We start from the raw sequence: 25,979 nt of genomic DNA on the forward strand, positions 1-25,979 counted from the left end.
TCGCGACACTGGCAAATTCGCGCATAGCGTACCCGGCTCGACAAGCTTGCGCCATATCGCATGATTCGTCTCGTGGCGATTATGAAAGCCGGTGATCTCGAAAATACGACTCTGTTATGAACAGATTGCCATGCCGAGCAACCTTGCGGAACCAACCGGCTCAGCCGGCAGATTGCCCGAGCGCCTTGCGGCAAAGGGACAGTAGAGCCATATCGGAATTCCTCGGGCCAAGGAGCGAAATTCCGTACGGCAGCCCCTCGGCCCAGTCACACCCCCTCGTCGGAGCCCGGTCGATGCTCGGTATCCAGGCGCCATGGTCGGACTAGCTTCGTTGGCCTGGATGGTGCGAAAGATCGGCCGTCACGCGACCGGACCACGATGCCATGAATATCCCCGAAGCGGCGGGGCTTATCCTTTGAGTTCGCAGCGCTGTTAGTATCGGGCTCGGCCGCCCGACATATCGAAAACAGCGCCGGTGTTGAACGCACTGGCGTCCGAGCAAAGCCACACCACGAGCGCCGCTACCTCATTCGGATCGCCGAGCCGCTTCAGCGGACTTGCCGATATCATCGAGTCGACGGTCTCATTGCCGAGATCCCGGATAAGGCGCGTATCAATCGGACCCGGAGCGATGCAGTTGACGCGAATATCGGTATCGCTGACCTCACGCGACAGCGCTTTGGTAAAAGCGATGACACCGGCGCTTGCCGCGGAATAGGCCGCAAGGCTCGGCAGTCCCTCTTTCCCGGCAAGGGATCCCATGTTGACGATACGACCCTTGCCCGCTCGTCGCATGAGTGGGAGCACCCGATGCGTTACTTCGAACGTGCCAAGGAGGTTGACCTGCAGGATCCGCTGCCATTCCGCCGGTTCGAATTCCTCGAACGGCTTGTAGCTGCCCAGCCACCCCGCATTGTTCACGAGAATGTCGATTCCGCTTTCGCCCATAGTGGCTAGCGCTTGCATGACGCTGTCGCGTTTCGTCACGTCCACTGAAAGAGAACGAGTGCCTTCCAGCTCGACAGGCTCAATATCCCAGATCCAAACGTCCGCTCCACTCAACGCGAGCTTACCAGCTATCGCTCGGCCGATACCACGGGCGCCACCTGTGACGATGGCTGTTCGGCCCGCAAAGTCATACGTCACCGACATCATCACCTCCATGAAACGCCAGTGCGTTGTCTATTTAGCGCCGCATCGTGAGTGAAGTCGAGGAGAACAGATGGACGCCTGGCGTTAGAAGACGGCATTCAGCGCCGGGCAGGTTCGGCTGCGTCTCGGTGCGGTTGTCTAGTGTCCGGCGCGCTGCCTGGTGACCACGCTGCGCACCGCCAGCACCAGCACAGTGATGATGATCAGGATCACCGAAAGGGCGGCGATCGCCGGGTCGATGTTGTCGCGCAGGCCCATCCACATCAGGCGCGGCAGCGTGATGGCGTTGACCGAGGTGATGAACAGCGTGACGCCGATCTCTTCCCAGGAGAGCACGAAGGACAGCAAGGCCGCGGTAATGATGCCGAACTTGATGTTGGGCATGATGATGCGGGTGGCGCGCTCCCATATGCTGGCGCCAAGGCCGCGCGCGGCAAGGTCAATGCGCCGATCGAGCTGGCTGAGCGAGACGAGGATCAGCACCGTGGCGAAAGGCACAGTCATCACCGAATGCGCCATGGCGACACCGAGCCAGGTGTCGTAGCCGAAGAAGGAAGAGACGCCGGAGATCGAGGTCAACAGGAAGTAGAGCGTGATCGCCGAGACCACCGGCGGCACCACCATCGGCAACAGCACGAAGCCGACGAGCGCGGCGGTAAAGCGCGGTTGGAACATCCAGACGCCAAGGCTGAAGCACAGCGCGAGCACGGTGGAAAAAGCGCTGCTGACGACGCCGATGCGGATCGAGAGCAGGATCGAGTCGATCCAGCGCGGGTCCTCGATCAATGCCCTGTAATGGCGCAGCGACAGTTCACCTGACGGCATTGCCAGCATGCGGCTTGGCGTCAGCGACACCGGGATGACGGCGAGCAGCGGCATCAGCAGGAACAGCGCCACGAGGGCGGCGATGACCAGCGAGACGGGACCGGGGCGATAGGTCGGCATCAGATCAACTGCTTCGGTCTGACATAACGGAACAAGAGCGCCATCAGCGCGCCGACGAACACCACCAGCACGACGCTGATCGCAGCGCCCAGCCCCCAGTCCGGGCTCTGGAAGATCCTGAGATAGATCAGTTCGGCGATCATCACGCTGCGGCCGCCGCCAAGGATCGCCGGTGTGACGAAGAAACCGAGCGAGAAGACGAACACGATCAGCGCCGAGCCGATGATGCCGGAGCGTGTCATCGGCACGAACACCGTCCAGAAGGTGCGCATGCGGCTGGAGCCAAGGCCACGCGCCGCCAGAAGCACGCGGTCGTCGAGGCTGCGCATGGCCGAGGCCAGCGGAAAGACCGCGAAAGGAATGAGGAAATGCGTCATGCCGACGACGACGCCGAACTCGTTGCGCACCAGCGTCAGCGGTTCGGAGATGAAGCCGATCGACTGCAGCCAGGTATTGATCAGGCCACGATTGGACAAAAGCGCCACCCAGCCGAAGGCGCGCGTCAGCACCGAGATCCAGAACGGCACCAGGATGCAGAATTCGGCAATGAGGCGCTGCGCCGGGCTGCCGCGCACCCAGACGACCGTGATGGCATAGGCGGCGGCGACGGACACAATAGTGACGATGGCCGCGATGCGCAGTGTGCGGATGAACACCGACTGGACCAGATCGTCGGTAAGCAACGCTTCATATTGGCCAAGCCCTGGCGTCGGCAGAGTAAAACTCCACTTCACCACGCCGAGGAACGGCCAAGCATAGGCCAGGACGAGGAACAGGAGCAGCGGCGCCATCAACAGCGCCGCGCCCATCCTGTCGGAGAGAACGCCTCTCATCTCAGATCAGCATCCAGCTCTCAAGCGGAGATGATCTTGGTGTATTCGTCGAGCGCCGCGCCGTAGTTCTTGGCGTACCAATCCATATCGAGCGCGATCTGCTTCTTCATGTTCTCCGGATCGACGGGGTTGATGCGCTTCTTGTCGGCGGGGATCAGCGCGTCGGCGGCCGGATTGGCCGGGCCCTGGCCGAGCTTGTCGAACATGACGAGCTGCTTTTGCGGGTCCTGCGCGCTGGCGATGAACTTCATCGCCGCATCCTTGCCGCCCGGGTTGTTCTTGAGCACTGCCAGCGCGCCGGGCGAGATCAGGCCCTGGTCCCAGATGAACTTGATCTTGCCGCCGGAATCCTGCTCGATCAGCGAGGCGCGCGTCGACCAGACGATGGCCATCGAGGCTTCGCCATTGAGCAGCACGCTCTGGCTCTCGGCGCCGCCACCCCAGTAGGCGACGACGTTTTCCTTGAAGGCAGCGATCTTGTCGTGTGCCCGCTTGAGGTCGAGCGGATAGAGCGAAGCCGGCGCGATGCCGTCGGCCAAAAGAGCCGCTTCCCAGCTCGATACGCCCCATTTGTAGAGCGACCGCTTGCCGGGGAACTTCTTCACGTCGAAGAAGTCGGCCATGCCGGTCGGTGCGTCCTTGCCGTATTTCTCGGAATCATAGGCGATGACATAGGAGAAGAAATAGGTCGAAGCGGCATACTCCCAGCCGAAGCCGGGGCGCATCTTCGTCTTGTCGACGATCTTATAGTCGATCGGCTCCAGTGCGCCCTGAGCGCCGAGCGTAATCGCCGAGAACGGATCGACGTCGACCAGATCCCAGGTCGGCGCGCCGCTCTTGAACTGTGCCGAGATGGCGCCTTCGGTCGGGCCTGAGCCGTCCATCTTGACGGTGATGCCGGTGTCCTTGGTGAAGGCCTGGCCATAGGCGGCATCATAGGCGGTGATGGCGTCGCCGCCCCAGTTGACCAGCACCAGTTCCTTGGCTGCGGCAAAGGCTCCGGTCGAGCGCAGCAGCATCGGCGTGCCGGCAAGCACGAGGGCCGCAAGCTGCGTGAACTGGCGGCGCGAAATCTCGCCGCGTCTCGTCCTTTCGGACAGCGTTTCGATGGCCTGTTTCTTGGTGTTGTTCATGTCAGTTCCCCTTTGTTTTAGTTGATTTCAATCCGGAAGCCGGTGCGGCAGGTCAGGCCGCGCCGGCGCTCATTGTCCTCCGTCCGGAAGGAGGAAACCCTTTTCCGCCGGCCAGGTCAGCCAGACGGAATTGCCTTTGCTGAGGGCCGCGGCCGCAACCTCGTTCGGCACCGAGACGGTCACCTTGGCGCCTTGGCGCGTGGTCAGATCGAGCTTGGTCGCCGCACCGAGATAGGTCGAGGCAATGGCTGTCGCGGCAATGCCGTTCTCGCCGACGGCTGCTTCGCGCGCGATCGACATGTGTTCGGGCCGGATCGCCAGGATGGCGTCACCACGGACTTTCTCGGCCTTGCAGTGCATGTTGACCGCTCGGTCCTCGCAAAGGCCGGTAGAGCCATTGTCGGCGGGCTTGACCCCCTTCAGCGGCAGCATGTTGATCTCACCGAGGAACTCGGCGACGAAACGGTTGTCCGGCCGGTCGTAGACTTCATCCGGAGCACCGACCTGCAGCAATTTGCCGTGATTGAAGATGGCGACGCGCGAGGACAGCGCCAGCGCCTCACTCTGGTCGTGGGTGACGAAGACGAAGGTGGTGCCGGTCTCCTGGTGCAGGCGCTTCATCTCGGCCTGCATCTGGCCGCGCAGGCTCTTGTCCAGCGCCGAGAACGGCTCGTCGAGCAAAAGCACGCCCGGCTCGAACACCAACGCCCGGGCAAGCGCCACGCGCTGCTGCTGGCCGCCGGAGAGCTGCGAGGGCAATTTCTTCTCGTGGCCGATCAGACCGACGCGCTCGATCATCTCGCCGACACGCTTCTTGATGTCGGCGGCCGATTTCTTGCGCACCTTGAGCGGGAAAGCGATGTTGGCCTCGACGCTCATATGCGGGAACAGCGCATAGCCCTGGAACACCATGCCGGCGGCGCGCTGCTCGGCCGGGCGATCGGTGATGTCGGTGCCGTCGCTGAAAAGCTTGCCTTCGGTCGGCTGCACGAAGCCGGCCAGGATCATCAGGAAGGTGGTCTTGCCCGAACCGGAGGGTCCGAGCAGCGTCAGGAACTCGCCGCGGCCAATGTTGAGCGACAGATTGTCCAGTGCACGGAACGAGCCGAAGCTCTTGCCGATCCCGATTGCCTTGATCTCTGCGGCTCGGCCGGGTTGCTGCATCCTGCCCCTTCCTCAGTCTCTGGTGAAATCGTAGGCAGGCTCACGGCTCACCGCAACCGAATAGTTTTCGCCTGATCGGCAAATTTGATTCACGGGTGGATGGAAGGGCGGCGCCGCCGGAGCTGCCGATCTCCCCCCTCGTGGGGGAGATCGGCTAATCTCAATACGCCTAGAGCCTGTTCTCCGACAGCTTTGCCCTTAGCCAGTCGCTGAAGGCATTGAGCACGGGATGGCTGGCCTTGGCGTGCTCAAAAACCAGGAAATAGGAGCGTGGCGAGGGCACCGAGGCTTCAAACGGCTTGACCAGCCGGCCCTCGCTCAGCGCCCGGCGGCCGGTCAGCTCGTCGCCCATGGCAATCCCCTGCCCGGCGACCGCCGCCGAAAAGACGAGGTTCATGTCGGAAAAGAAGATACCGCCTTCGGTATCGGGATTCTCCACCTTGGACAGCGCCAGCCAGCGCGCCCAGTCCTCGGTATCGCCGAGATGCAGCAGGTTGGCGCGCAGCACGTCGGCGGGTTTGGAAAATCCGCCCACCTTGTTGAGCAGCGTCGGGCTGCAGAGCGGCGTGAAGGAGACTTCGCAGAGCAGCTCCACGGCACGGTTCGGCCAGTTGCCAACGCCAAAGGCGATGAAGGCGTCGGCCTCCGGATTGCTGACATCGTCGAGGCGGCGAGGCGTCAGGATCGAGAGCGCCACGTCCCGATACATTTGCTGGAACTCGCCGATATGACTGCACAGGAACATCGAAGCGAAGCCCGGAGGGCAGGAAATGGCGAAGGAACCACCGACGCCGGCGCCGCTGTTTTGCGCCCCGGCGTCGCCGAGCACGGTCAGCGCCTTCCTGACATCGGCTGCGTAGCGCTGGCCGCGCGGCGTCAGCGCCACCCCCTTGCCGATGCGCTGCAGGAGATCGAAGCCGAGATCGCGTTCCAACAGCCGCAACTGGTGGCTTACCGCGCTGCGGGTGAGGTGCAGTTCGTCGGCGGCACGCCAGACGCTGCCGTGGCGGGCGAAACTGTCGAGGGCGCGCAGCGCCTGTGTGGATGGAATTCTCAAGAGGTGAACCGAATTTGCATGAACCGGGAAAACATATCACTTTTTGACGAGCCGCTTCACTGCTTTCTTTGACGCATGGACAAACCGGTGACGACATCGGCGCAAGAGACGGCGCTTGCCTGCCTCGACGGCATCCAGCCGCTGCTGTCGGCGTGGACACGTACCATCTTCGATTTCGGCGAGACCGCCTGGCGCGAATACCAATCCGCTGCCTGGTATGTGGCACGGCTGAAGCTTGAGGGCTTTTCCGTCGAGGAAGGCTCGGGCGGCATGCCGACGGCGTTCTGCGCCCACTGGACGAATGGCGCCGGGCCGACCATCGGCATGTATGCTGAGTATGATGCCGTGCCCGGCAACTGCCAGGACGCGGTGACGGTGAAGCAGCCGCGGCCCGGTCTTGGCGTCGAGGCCGGCGGCCACACCGACCCGCATTCGGGGCTCGGCATGGCAAGCCTTGGCGGCCTGCTCGCCACCAAGGCCGCGATGCAGCGCCACGGCATTCCTGGCACGCTGCGCTTTACCGGCGAGCCGGCCGAAAAAGTGCGGGGGTCGAAGCCGATCCATGCCGCCAGGGGCTATTATGACGGCCTTGCCGGCATGATCTCCTTCCATCCCTTTTACATGCTGCCGCTCTGCAACACGGCGCGCTGGGACACGCATTGCGGTGCCGCCTACGCCATGATCTACCGCTTTGTGTGCGACGAACCCGAAAATTGGGTTCGCGCAGGTGACGGCGCACCGATCCCGCAGGCGCATTCGGCGGTCCGCGCCCCCGGTGCCAACGATGCGCTGATGACGATGTACATGGCTTCCAAGGCGCTGCGCGACTCCATGCTGCCGCACCAGGGCGGCTGGTCGATCAGCGAGGCGATCCTGACCGCCGGCCAGGCAACCGCCGACAATCTGCCGGCGGGGCTGGCCGAAATCCAGTACATGATCCGCGTGCCGACCATCGGCATGGCAGAGCAGGTCACCGCCGTGCTCGACCGCAATGCGGCGGCGGCCGCCACGATGAGCGGCTGCCGATACGAACGCCACTGGGTGTCGAAGTCGCGGCCGGGGCTGGCCAATCACGCCATGGCCGAGATCGCCTATGAGGCGCTGTCGACGGTCGGCCCGCCTCATTGGGACGAGGCCGCCAGGGCGGTCGCGCGCGAAATCCAGGTCAATGCCGGGGCTGCCGCGACCGAGAACCCCTTCATCGATGAGCTGGAGCGGCTGATTTCGCCACAGGAGGCCGAGGCGATCCTTCGTCGCGACCTGCCGCCTTCGCAGGTGAATTCGACCTCCGACGACTACACCGACATGAGCTGGCATGCGCCGACCGCGCGCTTCTATATCGCGCGCCCGGCGTTGCGTTCGGCGAATGGCCACGCCTATCCCTCCTGGGGGATGAATGCTCTAGGCGGCATTTCCGCCACCATCGACCCGATGGTCACCTGCGCAGCCAAGACGATCGCGCTGGCGGCGCTGCGCCTGCTCGAGGACAGAAAAGCCCGCGATGCAGCGATGGACGAGTTCGTCACCCGCACCGGCGGCGGCGTCGGCGGCTCCAACTGGATCGCGCCGCTCTGCGACTACGATCCGCCGATCAATTTCCGCTGGCCGGAATATGTCACCACTGCGCGCGGGCGCGACTGGTGGATCCCAAGCAATGCATGACCCGACCAACTCTTGAGAACAAGCCCACGAGGAGAACCGCATGACCGTTCATGATCGCATCGTCGCCGAGCCGTTTTCGCTGCAGCGCCGCAATCCGGCCGGCGGTACCAAGCCGCTGACATCATGGGGCTTCGCCAACGAAACCGACGTGTTGACCGACGTGCTGCTCGGATCGCCGAATTTCCTGCGCCATCTGTCGACCAGCTCGCTGTCGCGGAAACATCTGCGTGAGGCGCCGTGCAACGTCCAGATCGCGCAGGCTCAGCACAAGGACCTGGTCGCCGCCTATGAGCATTTCGGCGTCAACATCCACTGGCACGAGCCGACGCCGGAACTGCCGATGCAGGTCTATTCCCGCGATTCCAGCGTCATGACGCCTTATGGCGCCTTCATCACCGCCATGGCCAACTGGTGGCGGCGCGGCGAGAATTATGCCGCCATCCGCACCTACGAAAAGCTCGGCATCCCGATCTACGACATGGTCACCGCCGGCACGTTCGAGGGTGGCGACTTCAACGTCATCGAGGAGGGCGTGGTGCTGATCGGCTGCGGCGGCGCCCGCACGCAGGAAGAAGGCGCCCGCCAGGTCCAGTCCTGGTTCGAGAAAGAGGGCTGGGAGACGCGCATCGCCTTCATCGACGAATATTACGTCCATATCGACCTGATGGTGGTGCCGATCGCCGAAAAACTGACCGCCGTCTGCCTCGCCTGCACCGAGCCCGGCATCGTCGACTGGCTGAAGGGCAAGGGCCACGAGATCATCGACGTGCCGTTCCAGGACACGATGGCGCTCGGCTGCAACTTCATGTCTCTGGGCAAGGACCGGGTGATCGCGCCGACCTCCAGCAAGACGCTGATCGAAAAGCTCAAGGCGCGCGGCTTCGAGGTCGCGGCCGTCGACATGAGCGAGATCTCCAAGACCGGCGGCGGCATCCATTGCATGGCGCAGGCGCTGAAGCGCGAAGCGGCCTGACAGCCCGGTAACGGCAAACCACCCTCGCCCGCCGGATCAAGAATCTGGTGGGCGGGCGACCGTGTCACCGGTTGCCTGCTTTTTCATCAACAAACCTTGCAGCTGTGTCCTCGCCGCCCTTGTGAGCGTCCACAAAATGGATGAATAGTCGGACAGGGCGCTGCCCTGAAATTGCCCGCTTGCGGTTTTCAGGTCGCGCCACAGCCGAGCCGGGTTTTGAATGATCAGCCCTGAACCGCGCAAGAGAAGAGGTCCGATCGCGTCGCGCCTTCTGGCGCTGGACGCGTGGATCGATTCCTCGCTCTACGAGATCGGTTTCAAGGCACGGCAGTTCTGGGAAGCCGCGACGATCTTCTCGCGGCGCTTTCGTCTCAAGGGCTGGCGCCGCGGCATCGTCGAACTGTTGAGCGAGGGCTTTACGCTCGGCGCCGGCGGCATTGTGGTGATGCTAGCACTGGCCATTCCCGCTTTCCAGGATACGGCCGGCGACTGGCGCGCCCAGGGCGATTTCGCCGTCACCTTCCTCGACCGCTACGGCAACGAGATCGGCCAGCGCGGCATCATCCAGCGCGACTCGGTGCCGGTCGACGAGATGCCCGATCACGTCATCAAGGCGGTGCTGGCCACCGAGGATCGGCGTTTCTTCGATCACTACGGCATCGACGTGCTGGGCCTTTCGCGCGCCATCTTCGAGAATGTGCGGGCCAACTCTGTCGTCCAGGGCGGCTCGAGCATCACCCAGCAATTGGCCAAGAACCTGTTCCTGACCAATGAGCGCACCTTCGAGCGCAAGATCAAGGAAGCCTTCCTGTCGCTGTGGCTCGAGGCCAATCTATCGAAGAAGGAAATCCTGCAGCTCTATCTCGACCGCGCCTATATGGGCGGCGGCACGTTCGGCATCGAGGCGGCGGCGGACTTCTATTTCGGCAAGAGCGTCAAGGACCTGAACCTTGCCGAAGCTGCCATGCTGGCCGGCCTGTTCAAGGCGCCGACCAAATACGCACCCCATATCAACCTGCCGGCAGCGCGCGCCCGCGCCAATGTGGTGCTGTCCAACCTTGTCGATTCCGGCTTCATGACCGAGGGCCAGGTGCTGCAGGCAAGGCTGCACCCGGCCGACGTCGTCGACCGTGGCGAACAGAAGAGCCCCGACTACTTCCTCGACTGGGCCTTCGACGAGGTCAAGAAGATCGCCAAGCCGGGCCAGCATTCTCTGGTTGCCCACACCACCTTCGACGCCAACATCCAGAAGGCGGCGGAGGAGTCCGTCGAGTTCCACCTGCGCCAGTTCGGCAAGGAGTACAACGTCACCGAAGGTGCCGTGGTCGTCATCGAGACCAACGGTGCGGTGCGGGCGATCGTCGGCGGCCGCGACTACGGCGCCAGCCAGTTCAACCGCGCCACCAAGGCGCTGCGCCAGACCGGCTCGTCCTTCAAACCCTATGTCTACGCCACGGCGATGGAACACGGTTTCACGCCGAACTCTGTCATTTCCGGTGGACCGATCAGCTGGGGCAACTGGTCGCCGCACAATTACGGCGGCGAGTCGGCGGGCAACATCACGCTATTGATGGCGATGGCCAAGTCGATCAACACCGTGCCGGTGCGGCTGGCCAAGGACCATCTCGGCATCGCGCCGATCAAGGCGATGGCGGAATCATTCGGGGTGGAATCGCCGCTGGAGGGACACAAGACCATGGTGCTCGGCACTTCGGGCATGACCGTGATGGACCAGGCGACGGGCTACAGCGTGTTCGCCCAGAACGGCTTCGTCGGTTCCCGGCACGGCATCACCCAGCTCGTCACCCGCACCGGCGACGTGGTGTACGACTGGACCAAGGATGCGCCACCGCCGCACCGGGTGCTCTCCGAGCAGGCGCTGAAATCGATGAACACCATGCTTGCGGCCGTACCGGTGATGGGTACCGCGCGGCGGGCGCTCATTCCGAACATCGTCGTCGCCGGCAAGACCGGCACGACGCAATCCTATCGCGACGCCTGGTTCGTCGGCTTCACCGGCAACTACACGGCGGCCGTATGGCTGGGTAACGATGATTTCACCCCGACCAAGAACATGACGGGCGGCTCGCTACCGGCGATGGTGTGGCAGCGCCTGATGGTCTATGCGCACCAGAACATCGACCTGAAGCCGATCCCCGGCATCGACAAGCCGTTCGTCGACGAGGAGATCGCGGCAAAGGCCGCGGACGCGCAGAAGAAGAGCGATGAACAGGCCGCGGCCGACGCGGCCGCCGAACGGCCGGCGGTGCTGTCCAGCCGGACCACGCAGACGCTGAGGGACATGACGCAGCTGTTCCAGTCCGCACCCAAACTCGACGCCTCCACGCCGCCCGAAACGCTTTCGGCGCTGTGACATCAACCCCGGCGCTGGCCGGGCCAACAGGCAAATCCATCACGCCCGCTTGCCACGAGGCCCCGCGCCGCGATATCCCCGAACGGCAATCCTTCATTCACCCGGCCCCTCATGCTCAAGAATGCCTTCCTGATGCTGCTTTCGCTTGCCATAGCCATTGGCGGCGGCGGCGCCAGCGTCTGGTATGCGTTGAAGATCCAGGACGGCGTCGGCGCGATCCGGATCGGCCAATGGACCGCCTTTCCCGACATCGGCACGCCGGCCGCGGACCCCTATTCCAAGGCGCGCGTGGCGCGCGAGGGCGTGCTTGCGCTCGGTCGCGCCGAAGGCCTGTCCTTCGTCGCGGAAAATGACGCTGCCGGCGGCCAGCTCAAGCGGGAATGCAGCTACAAAATAGAGGGCAGATTTCCGACCGCCCGCTTCTGGACGCTCTATGCCGCCGATCAATCGCTCGGCGTCGTCGAGACCGGCAAGCCGCGACTTGCAGCACTTCAGTCCTACGAGGTGCTGCGCCAGGCCGACAATTCGGTGATCATCTCGGTCGGCCATCACCCGATGCAAGGCAACTGGCTTCTGACCGACGGTTCCGGACGGATGTATTTCGTCCTGACTTTCTACGACACACCGATCGCCAGCAGCACCGGCCTGTCGGACGTTTCGCTGCCCAGGATCGTGAAGGCCGGCTGCGATGCGTAGTCTCTATGCCGCGATGCGCAGGCTTTTCCATGCCGTCCTGCTCGGCCTCGTCGGCGCCGGCATCGTGCACATCGTGGTGCTGCTTCTGGTGCCCGAATTTTCGGAACGCGACGCCTGGTCGCGACTGTCGATGGCGTCCGATCTTTACCGGATGAACCGGCTCGATGCCGAGGCGGGCGGCGCGCCGGTGGTGAAATCGGTCGACCCTCTGTTCTACGCCACGGCCTGCCGGTTCGACCTCGAGGAAGGCATGGTCCGCATCAAGGCGCCGGGGAACGTTCCCTTCTGGTCGGTGTCGGTCTATGACCGCAACGGCCACAACATCTATTCCTTCAACGACCATACGGCGACCGGCGGCAAGCTGGATGCCGTGGTACTGACGCCGGCGCAGATGATCGACGTGCGCAAGGACCTGCCTGAGGATCTGCAGGGGGCGATCTTCGTCGAAGCGCCGATCGACGAGGGCATCTTCGTCATCCGCAGCTTCGTCCCGGACGACAGCTGGAAGCCGATCGTGTCGCGCTTTCTCGATCAGAGTTCCTGCGAGCTGCAGGATTTCTAGACCAGATCAAGGCCTGACGTCCGTACCAGGAGAGTCGGCAGCGGATGCTGCCTGGTGAGCCAGTCGCCGCTTCAGGAAGACTCAGTGGTGCGGCATCGGCGTCCGTGGCGATCCCGGCTTGTCGGGTCCGACTGGCCGCGCTTCGCCGGTACTGGACCGCTCATAGCGGATGCCGGGAAAGATGATCACCGCCGCCGGTATTTCGGTGGTTTGTTTGGCTCGATTGGTCGGTGCCGCACGCGGCACGAAAGACAGTACCATGCCCATGATTCGCGCATTCCTCTCGGTTTCCCCGGAGCACAACGCAACGCCTCCAAATATCATTAAGGCCGGCAGAGGGTTAACGGAGCGCTAACGGATCACCGCTAACTTGATCTTTGTCTTGGGGTCAGGACGTTCTGATCAAGGCAATCGCTCAACCGACACAGTCCCGGTTGAGCGTGATCAAGGCTGTGTGTCGAGTATCGGGTATCCTTCGTGTCATCTTCGGACTTCAGGCAAATCGCGATACGGACGGAATCGGGTAAGGCCGAAAGGCTGTTCCGCGCCGCGGTGTCGGCGTTCTGCTCGCTAACCCGCCCGTCCCGCCGTGAGATCGGCCAGCTCGAAGACCTGACGCTGCCGCTGTTCGACGATGTGTCCGTCGAATCGCGACGCTACGTGGCAGCCGCCCTTTCCGAATGCGAATATGCCCCCGCAGCACTGGTGCGCCGCCTCTGCGAAGAACCGGTCGACATCGCCGCGCCGCTGCTGATCCGCTCGCGCGCCGTCAGCGATATCGACCTGATCGCGCTGATCGGAAGGCACGGGCTGCCGCATGCGCGCGCCATCGCCCGCCGCAAGGACCTGAACCCGACCATCGCCGACCTGATCAGGGCGCTCGAGAGACCGACGCTGGTGCGGGTGCGGGAACCGGAGATGCAAGCCCCCGCGCCAACCGTCGCAGCCACAAATGCGGAAGCGGTCGAGGATAATGCGACAGGGCAACAGTCTTCCGGCATTGCCGCCGAGAATGCGCGGCGCAGGCTGCGCTCCATGATGCGCACCGGCGACGAAGCGCTGGCGGCGAAGGTCGATGCGTTCCCGGGCTCGGATACCTATGTCAAACTGCGCGAGACGGCGCTGACGGGAAACGCCGCTTTCTTCCAGACCGCGCTGGCGGACGCGCTCGACATTGATTTCTCGACCGCGCGCGCGCTGACCGCCAACCAGAACTATGCATCGCTGCTTGCAGCGCTGCGCTCGCTCGACCTCAGCGAGGACCGGGCCTTCCTGATCACGGTTGCCATCTATCCCAGCCTCTTCCCGCATCCGCAGGCCATCCGTACCTATCTCGACCGTTACCGTCTGCTGCATCGCGATGTGGCTCTGGACCGGGTGCGGGGATGGAAAGCCGAGACCCTGTCCAGGATGGTTCGTGACGCTTCACCCGCAAACAGCGACAGCTCCAAGGCCTCGAACAGCGACGAAGCCGCCCCCAGCCTCAGGGCGTCTTCACGGAAATAAGCTCCTCGACGGGAACGGTCCCGGCCTCGATCTCGACCACCCAGATGTCGGGATCGAACTTCTTTTCCCTTTCAAGACGGGCATCGAGCACGGCGGCATCATCGCCGGCGGCGAGAAGGCTGAAGAAGCGGTCGTCGGGCTTGGCCGAATCGTAACTTGTCTGTGGCGCCGGTCCGTAGAGGGCGATTTCACCCAGCCTGCCCCGCGCCAGCACGAAAACAGCGCCGGCCTCGGTCGCGCCACGGTTGACCACGGCGGCAAAACCGCCGGCGCCGAAAACCCGGCGCACCAAGGCAGAAACCCACAGATCCGATGTGACGCGCATGAGAGAACTCCGGAAGCTGCGCGCTATCTATCGGTATTTCCCCCGCTCGGCGAGCCGTCGTTTCAGGCCTCAGTTGGTCAGGCCGATCTCGCGCATCTTGACGTAGACGATCTCGTCGGGCTCGCCGGTCTGCGGCAGCCCGAACAGCGACTGGAATTCCTTGATCGCCGCCTTGGTGCGGGCGCCGACGACACCATCCAGCTGCATATCGTCGTTGCCGAACGCCTTGAGCCCGGCTTGGATCTTGACGATGCGGGGGTCGGGTCCCTGGGTCGGGGTCTGGGCGGCATTCGTCTGCCCAGAGTTGGTCTGCAAGGACACCGGAACGGCGGCCGGCTGCACGTCGGGACGAGGCTGCGGTTTGGGCACGGCAGCGGTCTTCGGCGTTGCGCCAAGCTGATCCAGCAGCAGCGCATCGATCTCGCCGGAAGCGTTGAGCCCAACCTTCTGCTGATAGGCCTGTATGGCCTTGCGTGTGTTGGGGCCGGAAATGCCGTCGACCGTGCCGGGATAGAAGTCGAGGTCCTTCAATATGCCTTGCACCTGCTCGACCACCGGATCGCCCTTCATCGGGGCGGGCGCCGCATTGGGCCGCACGATGTTGATCGTCGTCTCCGGCTCGTCCGCGGCAGAGTGCGCCAAACCCTGGAAATTGCGGGTGGCGAAGAACGCCCCGGCATGCGGGAAGGGCTGATACCACAGTGCATTCGCCGAGACATAGAACAGCGTCACCAAAAATGCCGTCGATCCACCCACCAGCACGGGATTGCGCGAAATCATCCCGCCGACGGCGATGGCGCCGTCCTGGAAGGCATTGCTGCGGCGTTTGACCGCCTTAGGCTGTTTTGCGGAGCGAGCCATTTCTGTCCCCTTTCGCCCTCGTCACCGGCATCGTCAGCACCCCTGCCTGGTTCGCCGGGCGCCCCTTCGGCCCGTTGACCGGCAGGCTGATGGTCACCGTGGTGCCCTCGCCCGGCATGCTTTCGATCGACATGGTGCCTTCGTGCAGCGCCACCAGCCCCTTCACCAGTGACAGGCCAAGGCCGGTCCCCTCGAAACGGCGCGTATAGTCGTTCTGGATCTGCATGAAGGGCTTGCCGAGATTGGCGAAATCCTCCTCGGCAATGCCGATGCCGGTGTCCCTGACCCAGAAATGCAGACGCGAACCGATCCGCTTGGCGCCGACGACGACGTCGCCGCCGTCGGGCGTGAACTTGATCGCATTGGAGACCAGATTGATCAGGATCTGCTGCACGGCGCGGCGATCGGCATTGATGTCGCCGGCGTCGGGAGCGATCTGCGTCTGCAGGTCGATATTCTTGGCCTGCGCCTGCAGCCGCATCATCGACTGGCACATTTCGACGGCTTCCATGAACCGGAACGGCTCCGGTTCCGCCGTGTAGGCGCCCGATTCGATCCGCGACACGTCGAGTATGGATGTCACGACGGCCAGCAGATGCTGCCCCGAATCCCGCACCAGGCCGACATATTCCTTCTGGCGCGGATCCTTGAAGACGCCGAACATCTCATGCAGCAGCATGTCCGAGAAGCCGATGATGGCGTTCAACGGCGTGCGCAGTTCATGGCTCACCACCGCCAGGAACCGCCCCTTGGCCACTTCCGCGGCTGCTGCCGTCTCATTGGCCTGCGCGAGCTCCTCACGCAGCCGGGCCGTCTCGTCATTCTCGCGCAGGATGAGCGTGAAGACGTCGCCCTGTTCCTCGCCACGCAGCAGTTCGAGCAGGAACGGCCGATAATTGTCAGCCATCAAGCGACTGTCATTTTGGCGATTGTCACTCTGGCCATTGCCGTTCTGGGGCAGCCTGATGCGCAATTCGAGGCGGCGCGAGGCAGCACCATCGCGCAGGTCGGCCAGGGCGCTGAGATAGGAGACACGGTCCGACAGGTGGACGCGGTCGAAGAGGCCGGTTCCGGAAAGCAGTTCCGGCGGCAATTTCAAAAGCGTGCGCGCCTTGGCCGAGGCATCGAGCACCTCGCCGTGACGGGCGACCCGCAGGACCACCGCATCGAGGATGTCTTCCAGCCGATCGCCGCTATCCAGCGTATCAGCCGCACCGGCGCTATCGCGAAACGCCGATAGGCGCGGGATCAGCGTCAGTGCCCAGGCCAGCGGCACCAGCCAATGCCAGGCGGCGATCTGCGCGCCCGCGAAAGGCAAGAAAGCCGCAGCCAGAGGCTGAAGGGCAATGGCGGCAACGGCCGAGATCGCTCCCCACAGCGCTGCACGCCGCGAGGCGCCGATCCACCAGGCTTCGAACGGCAACGCCACGGCAAGCATGGCGACAGGAGAGCTCAACCCACCGGCGGCGGCGATGAGACCGCCAAGGGCAACAGCCGCCATCGCCAGGGCGATCGGTGCCGCCGTGGCCATCTTGCCGGTCGCCGCCACCAGCAGGGCGATAAACCAGCACAGACCGAAGGCCGCGAAGATGGCCGCCATGGTGACCGCTGCACCCATGCCTGACGTAACCAGGGTGACCGCGGCGCCAGCGGCAAAGAATGGCGCCGCCAGCATGACGCCGATGAAGCGGCGCTGGCGCTCGCGGCCGCTCTGCCCAAGAATCGAGGGATGGACCATACGTTCGCAACCGGCGGCAATCGCGCCAGGCAATTCAGCGTATCTGGCCTTGATCGGCATCAACTCAACGCACTCGCACTCGTCGTGAACAGCTCTGCTTTTGCAGATTGTTTTGATTGGCTCTGAAACTCTCATTCAGCGTTTAAGGAATGGATAAGGCAGGGCCGACCAAAGCCCGGCCTGTGGCAAATATCGGGATGCTTGCTGCCAAAAACCGGGGCAAATGCCGCCATAGTAAATGGAGGGTTATCTCCGAACGCCTGCCGTCGGCGGACCATGGGCAGGGAGAGAACCGCCGGAATTCCAGAAAAATCCTGTAGAAACAATCGGATAGATGGTTATCAAGAGGTAACGAAAATCGTCCCGATATGAAACAAATCCATGGCAAAACGCTTCGTTTCGAATTTGCCTAAAATTTGAGGAAAATTCTCGGCGAAGCTGCAAGCCGTCCTTCGTGCCTGTGTGCCAACATCCTGCCCATAAAAGAGGTCATGCCATATGATGCATGATCCGGTCACGACGAGAGGCAAGGCATGTTCTTCCTGATAAGAATGGCTTTCTGGTTTTCACTGGTGCTGCTGGCGCTGCCGCTGAGCGTCGGTTCCGACGAGCCGGGGCAGGAAAGCGTCGGGCCGATCCAGGCCCTGTTCGCGGCACGCGACGCGGTGGGCGACATTGCCGGCATTTGCGAGCGCAAGCCCGATGTCTGTGAAACCGGCAAGTCGGCGATGCACACCATCACCGCACGCGCCAAGGAGACCGCCAAGATCGCGGCCGCCATGCTGGACGACAAGTCCACCGGTCCCGACACCTCGACAATGACCGGCAGCGTGCCGGAAGAGATGGTCCTGCCCGAGACCGTCAACCTGCCGGTAAAGAATTAAGCCGTCTCGACGGCGCACCGCGGGCCGTCTGCCCTCTCGACGCCCGCGGTGTCCTTGTTTTTTTCGTGACGCGGCACTGCTGCGTGACTATATCCGGGGTGATGACGACCACGATCCAGACGATCCGCGACGACTTCTCGTTCCTTGACGAATGGGAGGACCGCTATCGCTACGTCATCGAGCTCGGCGAAGCGCTGCCGCCGTTTCCCGACGAGGAGCGCAATGCAGTCAACAAGGTGCCAGGTTGCGTCAGCCAGGTCTGGCTGACCACCGAACGGGGACCGGGCAGCGATCCAGTCATCACCTTCACCGGCGATTCGGACGCCCATATCGTGCGCGGGCTGGTCGCGATCATGCTGGCGTTGTTTTCCGGAAGAACCGCCAGCGAAATCCAGAAAACCGATGCGGAAGCGACGCTGAAGGGACTCGGCCTGGACGAGCACCTGTCGCCGCAGCGCGCCAATGGTCTTCGCTCGATGGTCAAGCGCATCAAGCGCGATGCCGAAATGGCACTCAAGCAGACCGCTTGACGCCCCTCCGGTCGGCACGACCCTTTGGCGTCCCCAAAATCAAACGGCGCCCGAAGGCGCCGTTGATGTCGGTTCGAGCTGACAAAGCAGCGATTACCGAGCCTTGCGCTTGCGGCCAAGACCCATCTTCTTGGCGAGCTGCGAGCGGGCTGCCGCATAGTTCGGAGCAACCATCGGATAGCTCGGGTCGAGATTCCACTTTTCGCGATACTGGTCCGGCGTCAGATCATAGTGGGTCATCAGGTGACGCTTGAGCGACTTGAACTTCTTGCCGTCTTCAAGACAGACAATGTAGTCGTCATGAACCGAACGCTTCGGGTTGACAGCCGGCTTCTGCTTGTCGGCAGGGGGCTGTTCGGCGGTTCCGCCCACACGCCCGAGAGCGGCGTGGACATCGGATATGAGGTTCGGCAGTTCGCCGACCGGCACGGGATTGTTGCTGACATAGGCGGCCACCACATCGGCGGTCAGCTCGATCAGCGCATCATTGTTTCTGGAAGGTGTTTCGACAATATCCATGGTCTTCAGGCCCCAACAAGAGTTACGTCGGTATGCGCCCTTTTTTACAGGCAGGGCATTGCACGAAATTTGAGCAGGTAGAGTTCCTACGATTCGTGTCGCGGGCACATCAATGCGACCATAGAGCAAGTAAGTCAATTCGCTCTTTGCATTATATTTAGGAATGTTGATCAACTATTCGGCAATCAGCTTCAATCTTTCGTGCATCATGTAATTTTTCGATATTTCGCTCGCCAAACCGGCAAAGGCTGACGTTACGTCAGCTGATCGTTACATTCGCGATAACTCACAAAGCAGATTTCAATGCTCTGGTTTGCTTTGGCATCGAGCCGACAATCTTGGTTGTTCACATCTGTCCACAAAACCACAGGTTGCCGCTCATCTTTTCGCAGGCAACCAGGCGACATGCCCCGCCGGCTGGCCGGCTCAGAGTCAATCGCTGGTGGTCGATCAATACGGGGTGATGTACTTGCCATAGGCCCAGCCGGTGACGAAGGCGTCGTTCTTGGCCGGGTCATGCCAGATCTCGCTCCAGCGATAGCGGACCGTCTGCCGTTGCTTCCATGCCGGTTGATTGGAGATATCGAGCAGGTTTATGCCGCCAGTGCATCGTCCGGTCATCTGCAAGACGGTCCCGTTCGGGTATGCGGCCTGCTTCTGGGATGTGCCGGACGGATACTTACGCACATTGAGCGTGTCGCCGAACGGCACATTGGCCACTTGCCAAGCCGCGAATACGGTCGCATGAGACTGGCCGCAAAGACCAGAGTTAGCGAAGCAACGGCGAAAGTCGCAGCAATCCAAGATCGAATAGTCATCATCTTTCCTCCCGGCCTATCTCCTGCAGCCGACATCACCTCCAGGCCGCGGCCCTTGAACCCACCCTCATCAGCGTATTCATTCGCCATTCAAGATATTTCCCAAGCGAGACGCAATGACCAAGACTTCCCGATTTCCCATCGTCAGCCCGCCGACACCCGAGAAGCGGCCGGTTTTCGACACGCATCACGGCATCACGCGAACCGACGAATATGCCTGGCTGCGGGCCGACAACTGGCAGGAGATGTTCCGGGACCCTTCCCTGCTCGATGCGGGCATCCGCGCCGAACTCGAAGCCGAGAATGCCTACCAGTCGAAGCTGATGGCCGACACATCAGACCTGCAAAAGCAGCTTTTCAAGGAGATGAAGGGCCGCATCAAGGAAGACGATTCTTCCGTTCCGATGAAGGACGGCCCCTATGCCTACGGTTCTTCCTTCAAGCTCGGCGGCGAGCAGCCACGCTATTTCCGCACGCCACGCGACGGCGGAGATGAGCAGATCCTGCTCGACGGCGACGCCGAAGCCGAGGGCAAGGCCTATTTCCGGCTCGGCGGCGTCGATCATTCAGCCGATCATCGCAAGCTCTTATGGGCATTCGACGACAAGGGTTCCGAGTTCTACACGCTGCGCGTGCGCGACCTTGCCGACGGCAAGGAGTTGGCGGACCAGATTCCCGCCACTGGCGGTTCGGGCGTGTGGGATGCGGGCAATGACGGGTTCTTCTATACCCGTCTCGACCCTAACCACCGGCCGTCGAAAGTGCTGTTCCACGCATTGGGACAAGACCCTGAAAACGACCGCCTGATCTATGAGGAAACCGATCCCGGCTTCTTCATGAATGTCGATGGTACCCGCAACAACCAATGGATCATGATCGGCATCAACGATCACGAGACCTCGGAATACCGCCTGCTGAGCGCCAGCGATCCGTTTGCCGAACCCAAGCTGGTTTCGGCGCGCGAGACCGGCCTTCAATACGAGCTGGAGGAAGGCGGCGACATCTTCTTCATCCTGACCAATGCGGACGGCGCCAAGGACTTCAAGATCATGACGGCGCCGGCAAACGATCCAGTCCGCGCCAACTGGCAGGAACTGGTGCCGCATGAGCCGGGCCGGCTGATCCTGTCGGTGATCGGCTTCAAGGACCACATGGTCCGGCTCGAGCGCAAGGAGGGCCTGCCGCGCATCGTCGTGCGTGACCGCGCCAGTGGCGAGGAGCACCTTCTGTCTCTCGATGAGGAGGCTTTCTCGCTCGGCCTGTCGGGCTCCTATGAGTACGACACCGAGATCATGCGCTTTTCCTACTCGTCAATGACGACGCCGGCGCAAGTGTTCGACTACAATGTGCGCACCCGCGAGCGGGTATTGCTCAAGACCCAGGAAGTGCCATCCGGCCATGATGCGGACCATTATGTCACCAGGCGGCTGATGGCGCCCGCCGCCGATGGCGAACTGGTGCCGATCTCGCTTTTGCACCATCGCGACACGCCGCTCGATGGATCAGCACCTTGCCTGCTCTATGGCTACGGCTCCTACGGCATCACTGTGCCGGCGGCCTTCAACACCAACTGCCTGTCGCTCGTCGACCGCGGCTTCGTCTACGCCATCGCTCACGTCCGTGGCGGCAAGGACAAGGGCTACGGCTGGTACGATGACGGCAAGCGGTCGCACAAGATGAACACCTTCACCGATTTCATCGCCTGTGCGCGCCACCTTGTCGCCGAGCGCTACACCGCGCATGACCGCATGGTCGCGCAAGGCGGCTCGGCCGGCGGCATGCTGATGGGCGCCATCGCCAATATGGCGCCGGAGTGCTTTGGCGGCATCGTCGCAGAGGTTCCGTTCGTCGACGTCCTCACCACCATGCTCGACGCGACCTTGCCGCTGACGCCACCGGAATGGCCGGAATGGGGCAACCCGATCGCGTCGGCCGACGACTACCGGACGATCGCCGCCTACTCGCCCTACGACAATGTCGCGGCCCTCGACTATCCGCCGATCCTGGCGCTTGCCGGCCTCACCGATCCGCGCGTCACCTATTGGGAGCCGGCCAAATGGGTGGCGCGGCTGCGCGACCGCAAGAGCGGCGACAATCCGGTGCTGTTCAAGATCAACATGGACTCCGGCCACGCCGGCGCGTCCGGCCGGTTCTCAAGGCTTGAGGAGATCGCCTATACCTACTCCTTCGCGCTGAAGGTGACAGGAAAGGCGCAGCTTACCGAGGAAACCCTCCGATGATCGATCTGTCCACGTTGATTGCCTACATCGCCGTCGTGCTCGGCTTTGTCTTTATTCCGGGTCCGGCCACGCTGTTGACGATCGCCCGGGCAACGAGTTCGGGAACGAAGGTCGGAATCGCGACCGGTGCCGGGATCGCGGCCGGCGACATGTTTCACACTGTCATGGCGATGGTCGGCATCTCGGCGATCATCGCCACGTCGGCGACGCTGTTCAGCATCGTAAAATACATCGGTGCGGCCTACCTCGTTTATCTCGGCATTCGCGCGATCATCGAGAAAACGCCGGCCGACCCGACTGCCGGCGCGCTCTCGATCCCTGCCGGCAAGGCGTTTCGACAGGCTGTCCTCACCGAAGTGCTCAACCCCAAGACCGCGCTTTTCTTCCTGGCATTCCTGCCTCAGTTCGTGCGGCCCGAAAACGGAGCGGCGGTGCTTCAACTGGCCGTATTGGGAATTGTCTTCGTCGCGCTGGGCCTTTTCAGCACGGTCATCTTTGCAGTGAGCGCCGGTCGGCTTGGCAGTTTCCTGCGCCGAAATCCGACGGTGCTGAAATGGCAGGGCAAGGTTGTCGGCGGCATCTACTGCGCCCTGGGCGTCCGTCTGGCCCTGCAGCAACGCTGACAGCGACCAGCGCGCGTCATCCGGCAGGCATGATGATCATGACTTTTTGAATTCCGCATTGCTTATTTCCACTCGCAATTGCGACGCCCGCGCGCTACCCAAAGCACGATTTTCTTGGGGTAACGAAGCCCACGCTCGCACAAGGGTCCATTATGCTGCTCGTCGACGTCTATCTCGACAAATCGCCCATCCAGGGCATCGGTGTCTTTGCCAAGAACCACATTGCCAAGGGCACGCTGGTCTGGAAGCTCGACCCCCGCTTCGACCGGATCATCGATGTCGAGACCTATGAAGGCGAGACCGGGCCGGTGAAGAACTATCTCGACCGCTATTCCTACCCCGACCGGCGCGACCCGGCCTATATCGTCTTCGAAGCCGACGACGCCCGCTACATGAACCATGACGACGAGCCGAATTGCGATGTCTCGTCGCCCGAGGAAACCTACGCCTTGCGCGACATCGCACCGGGCGAAGAGATGACCTGCAACTACAATCATTTCTTCGAGACGGGCTTCGATTTCCTCGGCGATCGCCACCTGTAATCTGAAGACGGCAGCTGATCCGGAAAGCGGGGTCTCAAGACTTCGATTGCCCGGCCATTGTTTCGGCTGCTAACCTAAGGTTCGATAAATTCGAGCCCCAGAATGCTGCGGTCTTTCGAGCAACTGCGCGACACGGCAAAGGCCGATCTTTTGATCGCGGCCGACGAAGAGCATGCGGCTCTGGCGGGCAGCGGCGCCTACGCCATGCCGTGGCATTGGCACGACTGCCTGATGTTCATCCTGCCAAGCCGTGGAACGGTCGAGCTCAAACACGAAGACCAGCGTGAAGGGACATGGCTGTCGCAGGACCGGTTCGCCGTCGTGCCGCAGAACCGTGCGCATGAGACCTGCGCCGGCATTGGCGCGCACCGTCATGTCGCCATCTACGTCACCGGCGCCATTCTTCGCCGGCTCGACCGGGAGGTCGGCTCGCTCAGCGAGTTCCATCGGCGCACCCGCGCGACGGTTCTGGTTCGCCGTACCGCCACGGTGCGGGCGCTGCAGGCGCTTTCGCTTCGCAATGGCGGCGGCGCCTATGGCAATTCCGGGGTCAGGCACTCGCTGAGCTCCGCCCTGCTCGTCCAATGCATCGCCGAGGTCATGGCCGGCGAGATGATGCCTGGCGCTTCGCATCGCGAGCACGGGATGGCATTGATCGAGGATCTGAAGGAGTTCCTCACCCTTCATGCCGATGAGCAGGTCCCCCTCGACGCCCTGGCGGATCGCTTCGGTGTCTCCAGGCGCCACATCACCCGCCTGTTCCGCGAGGGCACCGGTTTTTCGGTGGGTGAATTCCAGCTGCGCATCCGCCTGCAGACTGCGCGCGAGTTGCTGAGCGGAACCGACCTGCCGATCGGCGAGATCGCCTTCCGGGTCGGTTTCGACAGCGGTGCGGCACTTGCCCATGCCATGCGTAGGGCAGACGGCCGCTCACCTTCCGATATCCGCAGACGCGTGGCCCAACCGATCAAACCATAAGGCCCGTTCGAACGCGCGGCACGGCCGCTATCGCCCTAGGCTCTGCGCAGTGAATCCTGCGTAACGGCCAGAAGGTGAGAATGCGTCCCGACGTTCGACTTGTCAGTGTGTTTGCCGCTGGTCCTCATGGAGGCAACCCGGCACCGATCGTCGTCGATGCCGCTGGCATGTCCGACGCCGACATGCAGCAGGTCGCACGCTCCTTCGGTCATGAGAGCGGTTTCGTGTTCCCGCCGCCGCCAGGCTCGGATTGTGATTTCGAGTTCCGCTTCTGGGTGCCCAACCATGAGATGTCGATGTGCGGGCACGCCACCGTCGGCGCGCTGTGGCTGCTGGATCGACTGGGAAAGCTGCCTGCTGATGATCTGACGATCTGGACCCAGAGCGGCCGGGTCGACGCCAGGATCGGCAAGCGGACGGCGCATGGGGCGGCTGTCGAGATTTCGCAACCGGCCGCCAGCGTCCAGCCACTTCCCGATGCCGAGAAGAGCCGTGCGGACATTATCGAGATCCTCGGCATCCGGGCGGACGATCTGGCATCGGCGCCGATCCAGAATGCATCGACCAGTCGGGGCAAGACGCTGGTCCCGCTGAACAGCGTGGCGGTGCTCGATCAGTTGAGACCCGACTTCACGGGGATGGAAGAGCTGTGCAGCCGGATCGGTTCCACCGGCCTTTATCCCTATGCCGTGTTCGATAGGGATGCCCAGATTGTCGATGCCCGCCAGTTCCCGCGTTCCTCGGGCTATCCCGAGGACGCCGCTACCGGTATCGCGGCCGCGGCGCTGGCGTTCGGCCTGCTGTCGAACGGGATGGTGGAGACATCGGAACGCCAGATCATCATCCGCCAGGGCCGTGCCATGCTGCGCCCGTCCGAAATCCTCGTCCGCTTCCGTCTCGATGACGGGCAACCCGCCGGATGCTGGCTCGGCGGCGCGGTCCGGCTGGAAGAGCATGAGAGCGCCGCGCCATGAAAGCCGGATCAAGGGCCTGCCGGCGTTGGGGGCCAAGAACACAGAAAGCCTGAACCAGAACCAACCAAAGGGGAAAAAAATGCATCGCAGACAGCTTCTTCAACTTGGCCTTCTCGCGGCTCCCGCGATCATCCTTGCCAGATCAGTCAAAGCCGACGACGCCGAACTCATCGTCGGCTCCAATGTCGGCAGCCCGCCTTTTGCCTTCAAGGACGGCGACCACTATTCCGGCTTCGACATGGAAATGTTCGGCGAAGTCGCCAAGGGCCTGGACCGCAAATGGCGGGTGCAGCCGATGGATTTCGGAGCCCTGATCCCGGCGCTGCAGACCGGCAACATCGACGCCATCGTGTCCCAGTTGTTCATCAAGCCGGAACGCCAGAAAGTGATCGACTTTTCCGACCCCTACTATCAAAGCGGCCTGGTTGCGGTGACCAGGGCCGACAACACGACCATCAACACACCCGACGATCTGGCGGGCAAGACAATCGGCACCGAGACGGGCACCATCGCCGTCGATTTCATCAAGGATCACATCAAGGGCGCGACGCTCGACCAGTTGCCGAGCATCAACAACGCCCTGCTCGCTCTCACAGCCGGGCGGACGGATGCCGTGATCTACGACACGCCGGCGTTGATGTATTACGCCAACAATGCCGGCAAGGGCAAAGTCCGGGTCATCCATCCGACGCTGGAAGGCCGCGATGTCGGCATCGGCTTCAAAAAAGGCAGCCCGCTTGTCGCCCCGGCGAATGTGACGCTGGCCGCGATGAAGGCCGACGGGTGCCTGAAGGCGATCCGCGAAAAGTGGTTCGGGCCGGACGCGGCTTAGGCGGAACTGGCCAACGGTGATGAGACCTTCGTAGCCCTCATCACCGGCTTTTCGCCTC

Annotated in this window: 25 protein-coding genes and 1 pseudogene; 14 read left to right on the forward strand and 12 right to left on the reverse strand. The window is 62.7% G+C overall.

The window, feature by feature from the left end; genetic code table 11:
* Positions 1-432 precede the first annotated feature (432 nt).
* The 6 genes from DBIPINDM_RS05490 to DBIPINDM_RS05515 all read right to left on the reverse strand — a co-directional run bounded on the left by DBIPINDM_RS05490 (position 433) and on the right by DBIPINDM_RS05515 (position 6,284).
* Positions 433-1,155: an SDR family NAD(P)-dependent oxidoreductase gene (locus DBIPINDM_RS05490; protein ID WP_258584782.1), complete on the reverse strand. Its 723-nt coding sequence runs from the start codon at positions 1,153-1,155 to the stop codon at positions 433-435.
* Positions 1,156-1,290: 135 nt separating this feature from the next.
* Positions 1,291-2,097, reverse strand: coding sequence for an ABC transporter permease (locus tag DBIPINDM_RS05495; protein ID WP_258584783.1), 807 nt, complete (start codon positions 2,095-2,097; stop codon positions 1,291-1,293).
* Positions 2,097-2,930: an ABC transporter permease gene (locus DBIPINDM_RS05500; protein ID WP_258584784.1), complete on the reverse strand. Its 834-nt coding sequence runs from the start codon at positions 2,928-2,930 to the stop codon at positions 2,097-2,099. The genes DBIPINDM_RS05495 and DBIPINDM_RS05500 overlap by 1 nt, the downstream gene beginning before the upstream one ends.
* A gap of 20 nt (positions 2,931-2,950) precedes the next feature.
* Positions 2,951-4,063, reverse strand: coding sequence for an ABC transporter substrate-binding protein (locus DBIPINDM_RS05505; RefSeq protein WP_258584785.1), 1,113 nt, complete (start codon positions 4,061-4,063; stop codon positions 2,951-2,953).
* 69 nt (positions 4,064-4,132) lie between these two features.
* Entirely contained in the window at positions 4,133-5,227 is a 1,095-nt protein-coding gene (locus DBIPINDM_RS05510) for an ABC transporter ATP-binding protein (RefSeq protein ID WP_258584786.1), read from the reverse strand.
* A 169-nt stretch (positions 5,228-5,396) separates the two neighbouring features.
* On the reverse strand, positions 5,397-6,284 hold the full coding sequence (locus DBIPINDM_RS05515; protein ID WP_258584787.1) for a LysR substrate-binding domain-containing protein: 888 nt from the start codon (positions 6,282-6,284) through the stop codon (positions 5,397-5,399).
* A gap of 75 nt (positions 6,285-6,359) precedes the next feature.
* Here DBIPINDM_RS05515 and DBIPINDM_RS05520 point away from each other — a divergent pair, with 75 nt between their 5' ends.
* The 5 genes from DBIPINDM_RS05520 to DBIPINDM_RS05540 all read left to right on the forward strand — a co-directional run bounded on the left by DBIPINDM_RS05520 (position 6,360) and on the right by DBIPINDM_RS05540 (position 12,551).
* Entirely contained in the window at positions 6,360-7,946 is a 1,587-nt protein-coding gene (locus DBIPINDM_RS05520; RefSeq protein ID WP_258584788.1) for an amidohydrolase, read from the forward strand.
* A gap of 40 nt (positions 7,947-7,986) precedes the next feature.
* The gene (locus DBIPINDM_RS05525; RefSeq protein ID WP_258584789.1) at positions 7,987-8,919 is read left to right on the forward strand and encodes a dimethylarginine dimethylaminohydrolase family protein; all 933 of its coding nucleotides are present in this window, start codon (positions 7,987-7,989) and stop codon (positions 8,917-8,919) included.
* Positions 8,920-9,139: 220 nt separating this feature from the next.
* Positions 9,140-11,293, forward strand: a complete 2,154-nt coding sequence (locus DBIPINDM_RS05530) for a transglycosylase domain-containing protein (protein ID WP_258584790.1) — start codon at positions 9,140-9,142, stop codon at positions 11,291-11,293.
* A gap of 111 nt (positions 11,294-11,404) precedes the next feature.
* Positions 11,405-11,989, forward strand: a complete 585-nt coding sequence (locus tag DBIPINDM_RS05535) for a DUF1214 domain-containing protein (RefSeq protein WP_258584791.1) — start codon at positions 11,405-11,407, stop codon at positions 11,987-11,989.
* Entirely contained in the window at positions 11,982-12,551 is a 570-nt protein-coding gene (locus DBIPINDM_RS05540) for a DUF1254 domain-containing protein (protein WP_258584792.1), read from the forward strand. The genes DBIPINDM_RS05535 and DBIPINDM_RS05540 overlap by 8 nt, the downstream gene beginning before the upstream one ends.
* Positions 12,552-12,632: 81 nt before the next feature.
* Here DBIPINDM_RS05540 and DBIPINDM_RS05545 read toward each other — a convergent pair whose 3' ends face one another.
* The gene (locus DBIPINDM_RS05545; protein WP_258584793.1) at positions 12,633-12,818 is read right to left on the reverse strand and encodes a hypothetical protein; all 186 of its coding nucleotides are present in this window, start codon (positions 12,816-12,818) and stop codon (positions 12,633-12,635) included.
* Between the two features lie 210 nt (positions 12,819-13,028).
* Between DBIPINDM_RS05545 and DBIPINDM_RS05550 the strand changes: the two genes are divergently transcribed.
* Complete coding sequence (locus DBIPINDM_RS05550) at positions 13,029-14,057, forward strand: hypothetical protein (protein WP_258584794.1); 1,029 nt, start codon at positions 13,029-13,031, stop codon at positions 14,055-14,057.
* Here DBIPINDM_RS05550 and DBIPINDM_RS05555 read toward each other — a convergent pair.
* From DBIPINDM_RS05555 to DBIPINDM_RS05565, 3 genes are all read right to left on the reverse strand, one after another.
* Positions 14,035-14,382, reverse strand: coding sequence for a DUF1491 family protein (locus DBIPINDM_RS05555; RefSeq protein WP_258584795.1), 348 nt, complete (start codon positions 14,380-14,382; stop codon positions 14,035-14,037). The two genes, DBIPINDM_RS05550 and DBIPINDM_RS05555, sit on opposite strands and share 23 nt — an antisense overlap.
* Before the next feature lie 69 nt (positions 14,383-14,451).
* Positions 14,452-15,243, reverse strand: a complete 792-nt coding sequence (locus DBIPINDM_RS05560; RefSeq protein ID WP_258584796.1) for a peptidoglycan-binding protein — start codon at positions 15,241-15,243, stop codon at positions 14,452-14,454.
* The gene (locus DBIPINDM_RS05565) at positions 15,218-16,981 is read right to left on the reverse strand and encodes a sensor histidine kinase (RefSeq protein ID WP_258584797.1); all 1,764 of its coding nucleotides are present in this window, start codon (positions 16,979-16,981) and stop codon (positions 15,218-15,220) included. The genes DBIPINDM_RS05560 and DBIPINDM_RS05565 overlap by 26 nt, the downstream gene beginning before the upstream one ends.
* Positions 16,982-17,514: 533 nt before the next feature.
* Between DBIPINDM_RS05565 and DBIPINDM_RS05570 the strand changes: the two genes are divergently transcribed.
* Together DBIPINDM_RS05570 and DBIPINDM_RS05575 are read left to right on the forward strand one after the other, a co-directional pair.
* Entirely contained in the window at positions 17,515-17,865 is a 351-nt protein-coding gene (locus DBIPINDM_RS05570) for a DUF5330 domain-containing protein (protein WP_258584798.1), read from the forward strand.
* Between the two features lie 101 nt (positions 17,866-17,966).
* Positions 17,967-18,395, forward strand: a complete 429-nt coding sequence (locus tag DBIPINDM_RS05575; protein ID WP_258584799.1) for a SufE family protein — start codon at positions 17,967-17,969, stop codon at positions 18,393-18,395.
* Between the two features lie 93 nt (positions 18,396-18,488).
* Here the strand turns inward: DBIPINDM_RS05575 and DBIPINDM_RS05580 are convergent, their stop codons facing one another.
* Positions 18,489-18,914 (reverse strand): MucR family transcriptional regulator, encoded by a 426-nt coding sequence (locus tag DBIPINDM_RS05580; RefSeq protein WP_010915014.1) that lies wholly within the window; start codon positions 18,912-18,914, stop codon positions 18,489-18,491.
* A gap of 450 nt (positions 18,915-19,364) precedes the next feature.
* Positions 19,365-19,732 (reverse strand): annotated as a pseudogene (locus DBIPINDM_RS05585) (SH3 domain-containing protein).
* A 116-nt stretch (positions 19,733-19,848) separates the two neighbouring features.
* Here DBIPINDM_RS05585 and DBIPINDM_RS05590 point away from each other — a divergent pair.
* From DBIPINDM_RS05590 to DBIPINDM_RS05615, 6 genes are all read left to right on the forward strand, one after another.
* Positions 19,849-21,972 carry a S9 family peptidase gene (locus DBIPINDM_RS05590; protein WP_258584800.1) on the forward strand — a complete coding sequence of 708 codons (2,124 nt, stop codon included), beginning with the start codon at positions 19,849-19,851 and terminating at the stop codon, positions 21,970-21,972.
* Positions 21,969-22,595, forward strand: a complete 627-nt coding sequence (locus DBIPINDM_RS05595; RefSeq protein WP_258584801.1) for a LysE family translocator — start codon at positions 21,969-21,971, stop codon at positions 22,593-22,595. Before DBIPINDM_RS05590 ends, DBIPINDM_RS05595 begins: the two co-directional genes overlap by 4 nt.
* A 152-nt stretch (positions 22,596-22,747) precedes the next feature.
* On the forward strand, positions 22,748-23,137 hold the full coding sequence (locus DBIPINDM_RS05600; protein ID WP_258584802.1) for an SET domain-containing protein: 390 nt from the start codon (positions 22,748-22,750) through the stop codon (positions 23,135-23,137).
* Between the two features lie 102 nt (positions 23,138-23,239).
* Complete coding sequence (locus DBIPINDM_RS05605; protein ID WP_258584803.1) at positions 23,240-24,115, forward strand: helix-turn-helix domain-containing protein; 876 nt, start codon at positions 23,240-23,242, stop codon at positions 24,113-24,115.
* Positions 24,116-24,195: 80 nt separating this feature from the next.
* Positions 24,196-25,089, forward strand: a complete 894-nt coding sequence (locus DBIPINDM_RS05610) for a PhzF family phenazine biosynthesis protein (protein ID WP_258584804.1) — start codon at positions 24,196-24,198, stop codon at positions 25,087-25,089.
* Positions 25,090-25,168: 79 nt separating this feature from the next.
* Positions 25,169-25,921 carry a transporter substrate-binding domain-containing protein gene (locus DBIPINDM_RS05615; RefSeq protein ID WP_258584805.1) on the forward strand — a complete coding sequence of 251 codons (753 nt, stop codon included), beginning with the start codon at positions 25,169-25,171 and terminating at the stop codon, positions 25,919-25,921.
* Positions 25,922-25,979: the final 58 nt, after the last annotated feature.

The sequence above is a fragment of the Mesorhizobium sp. AR02 genome, from assembly GCF_024746835.1.
In the GTDB taxonomy this organism is placed as follows: Bacteria; Pseudomonadota; Alphaproteobacteria; order Rhizobiales; family Rhizobiaceae; genus Mesorhizobium.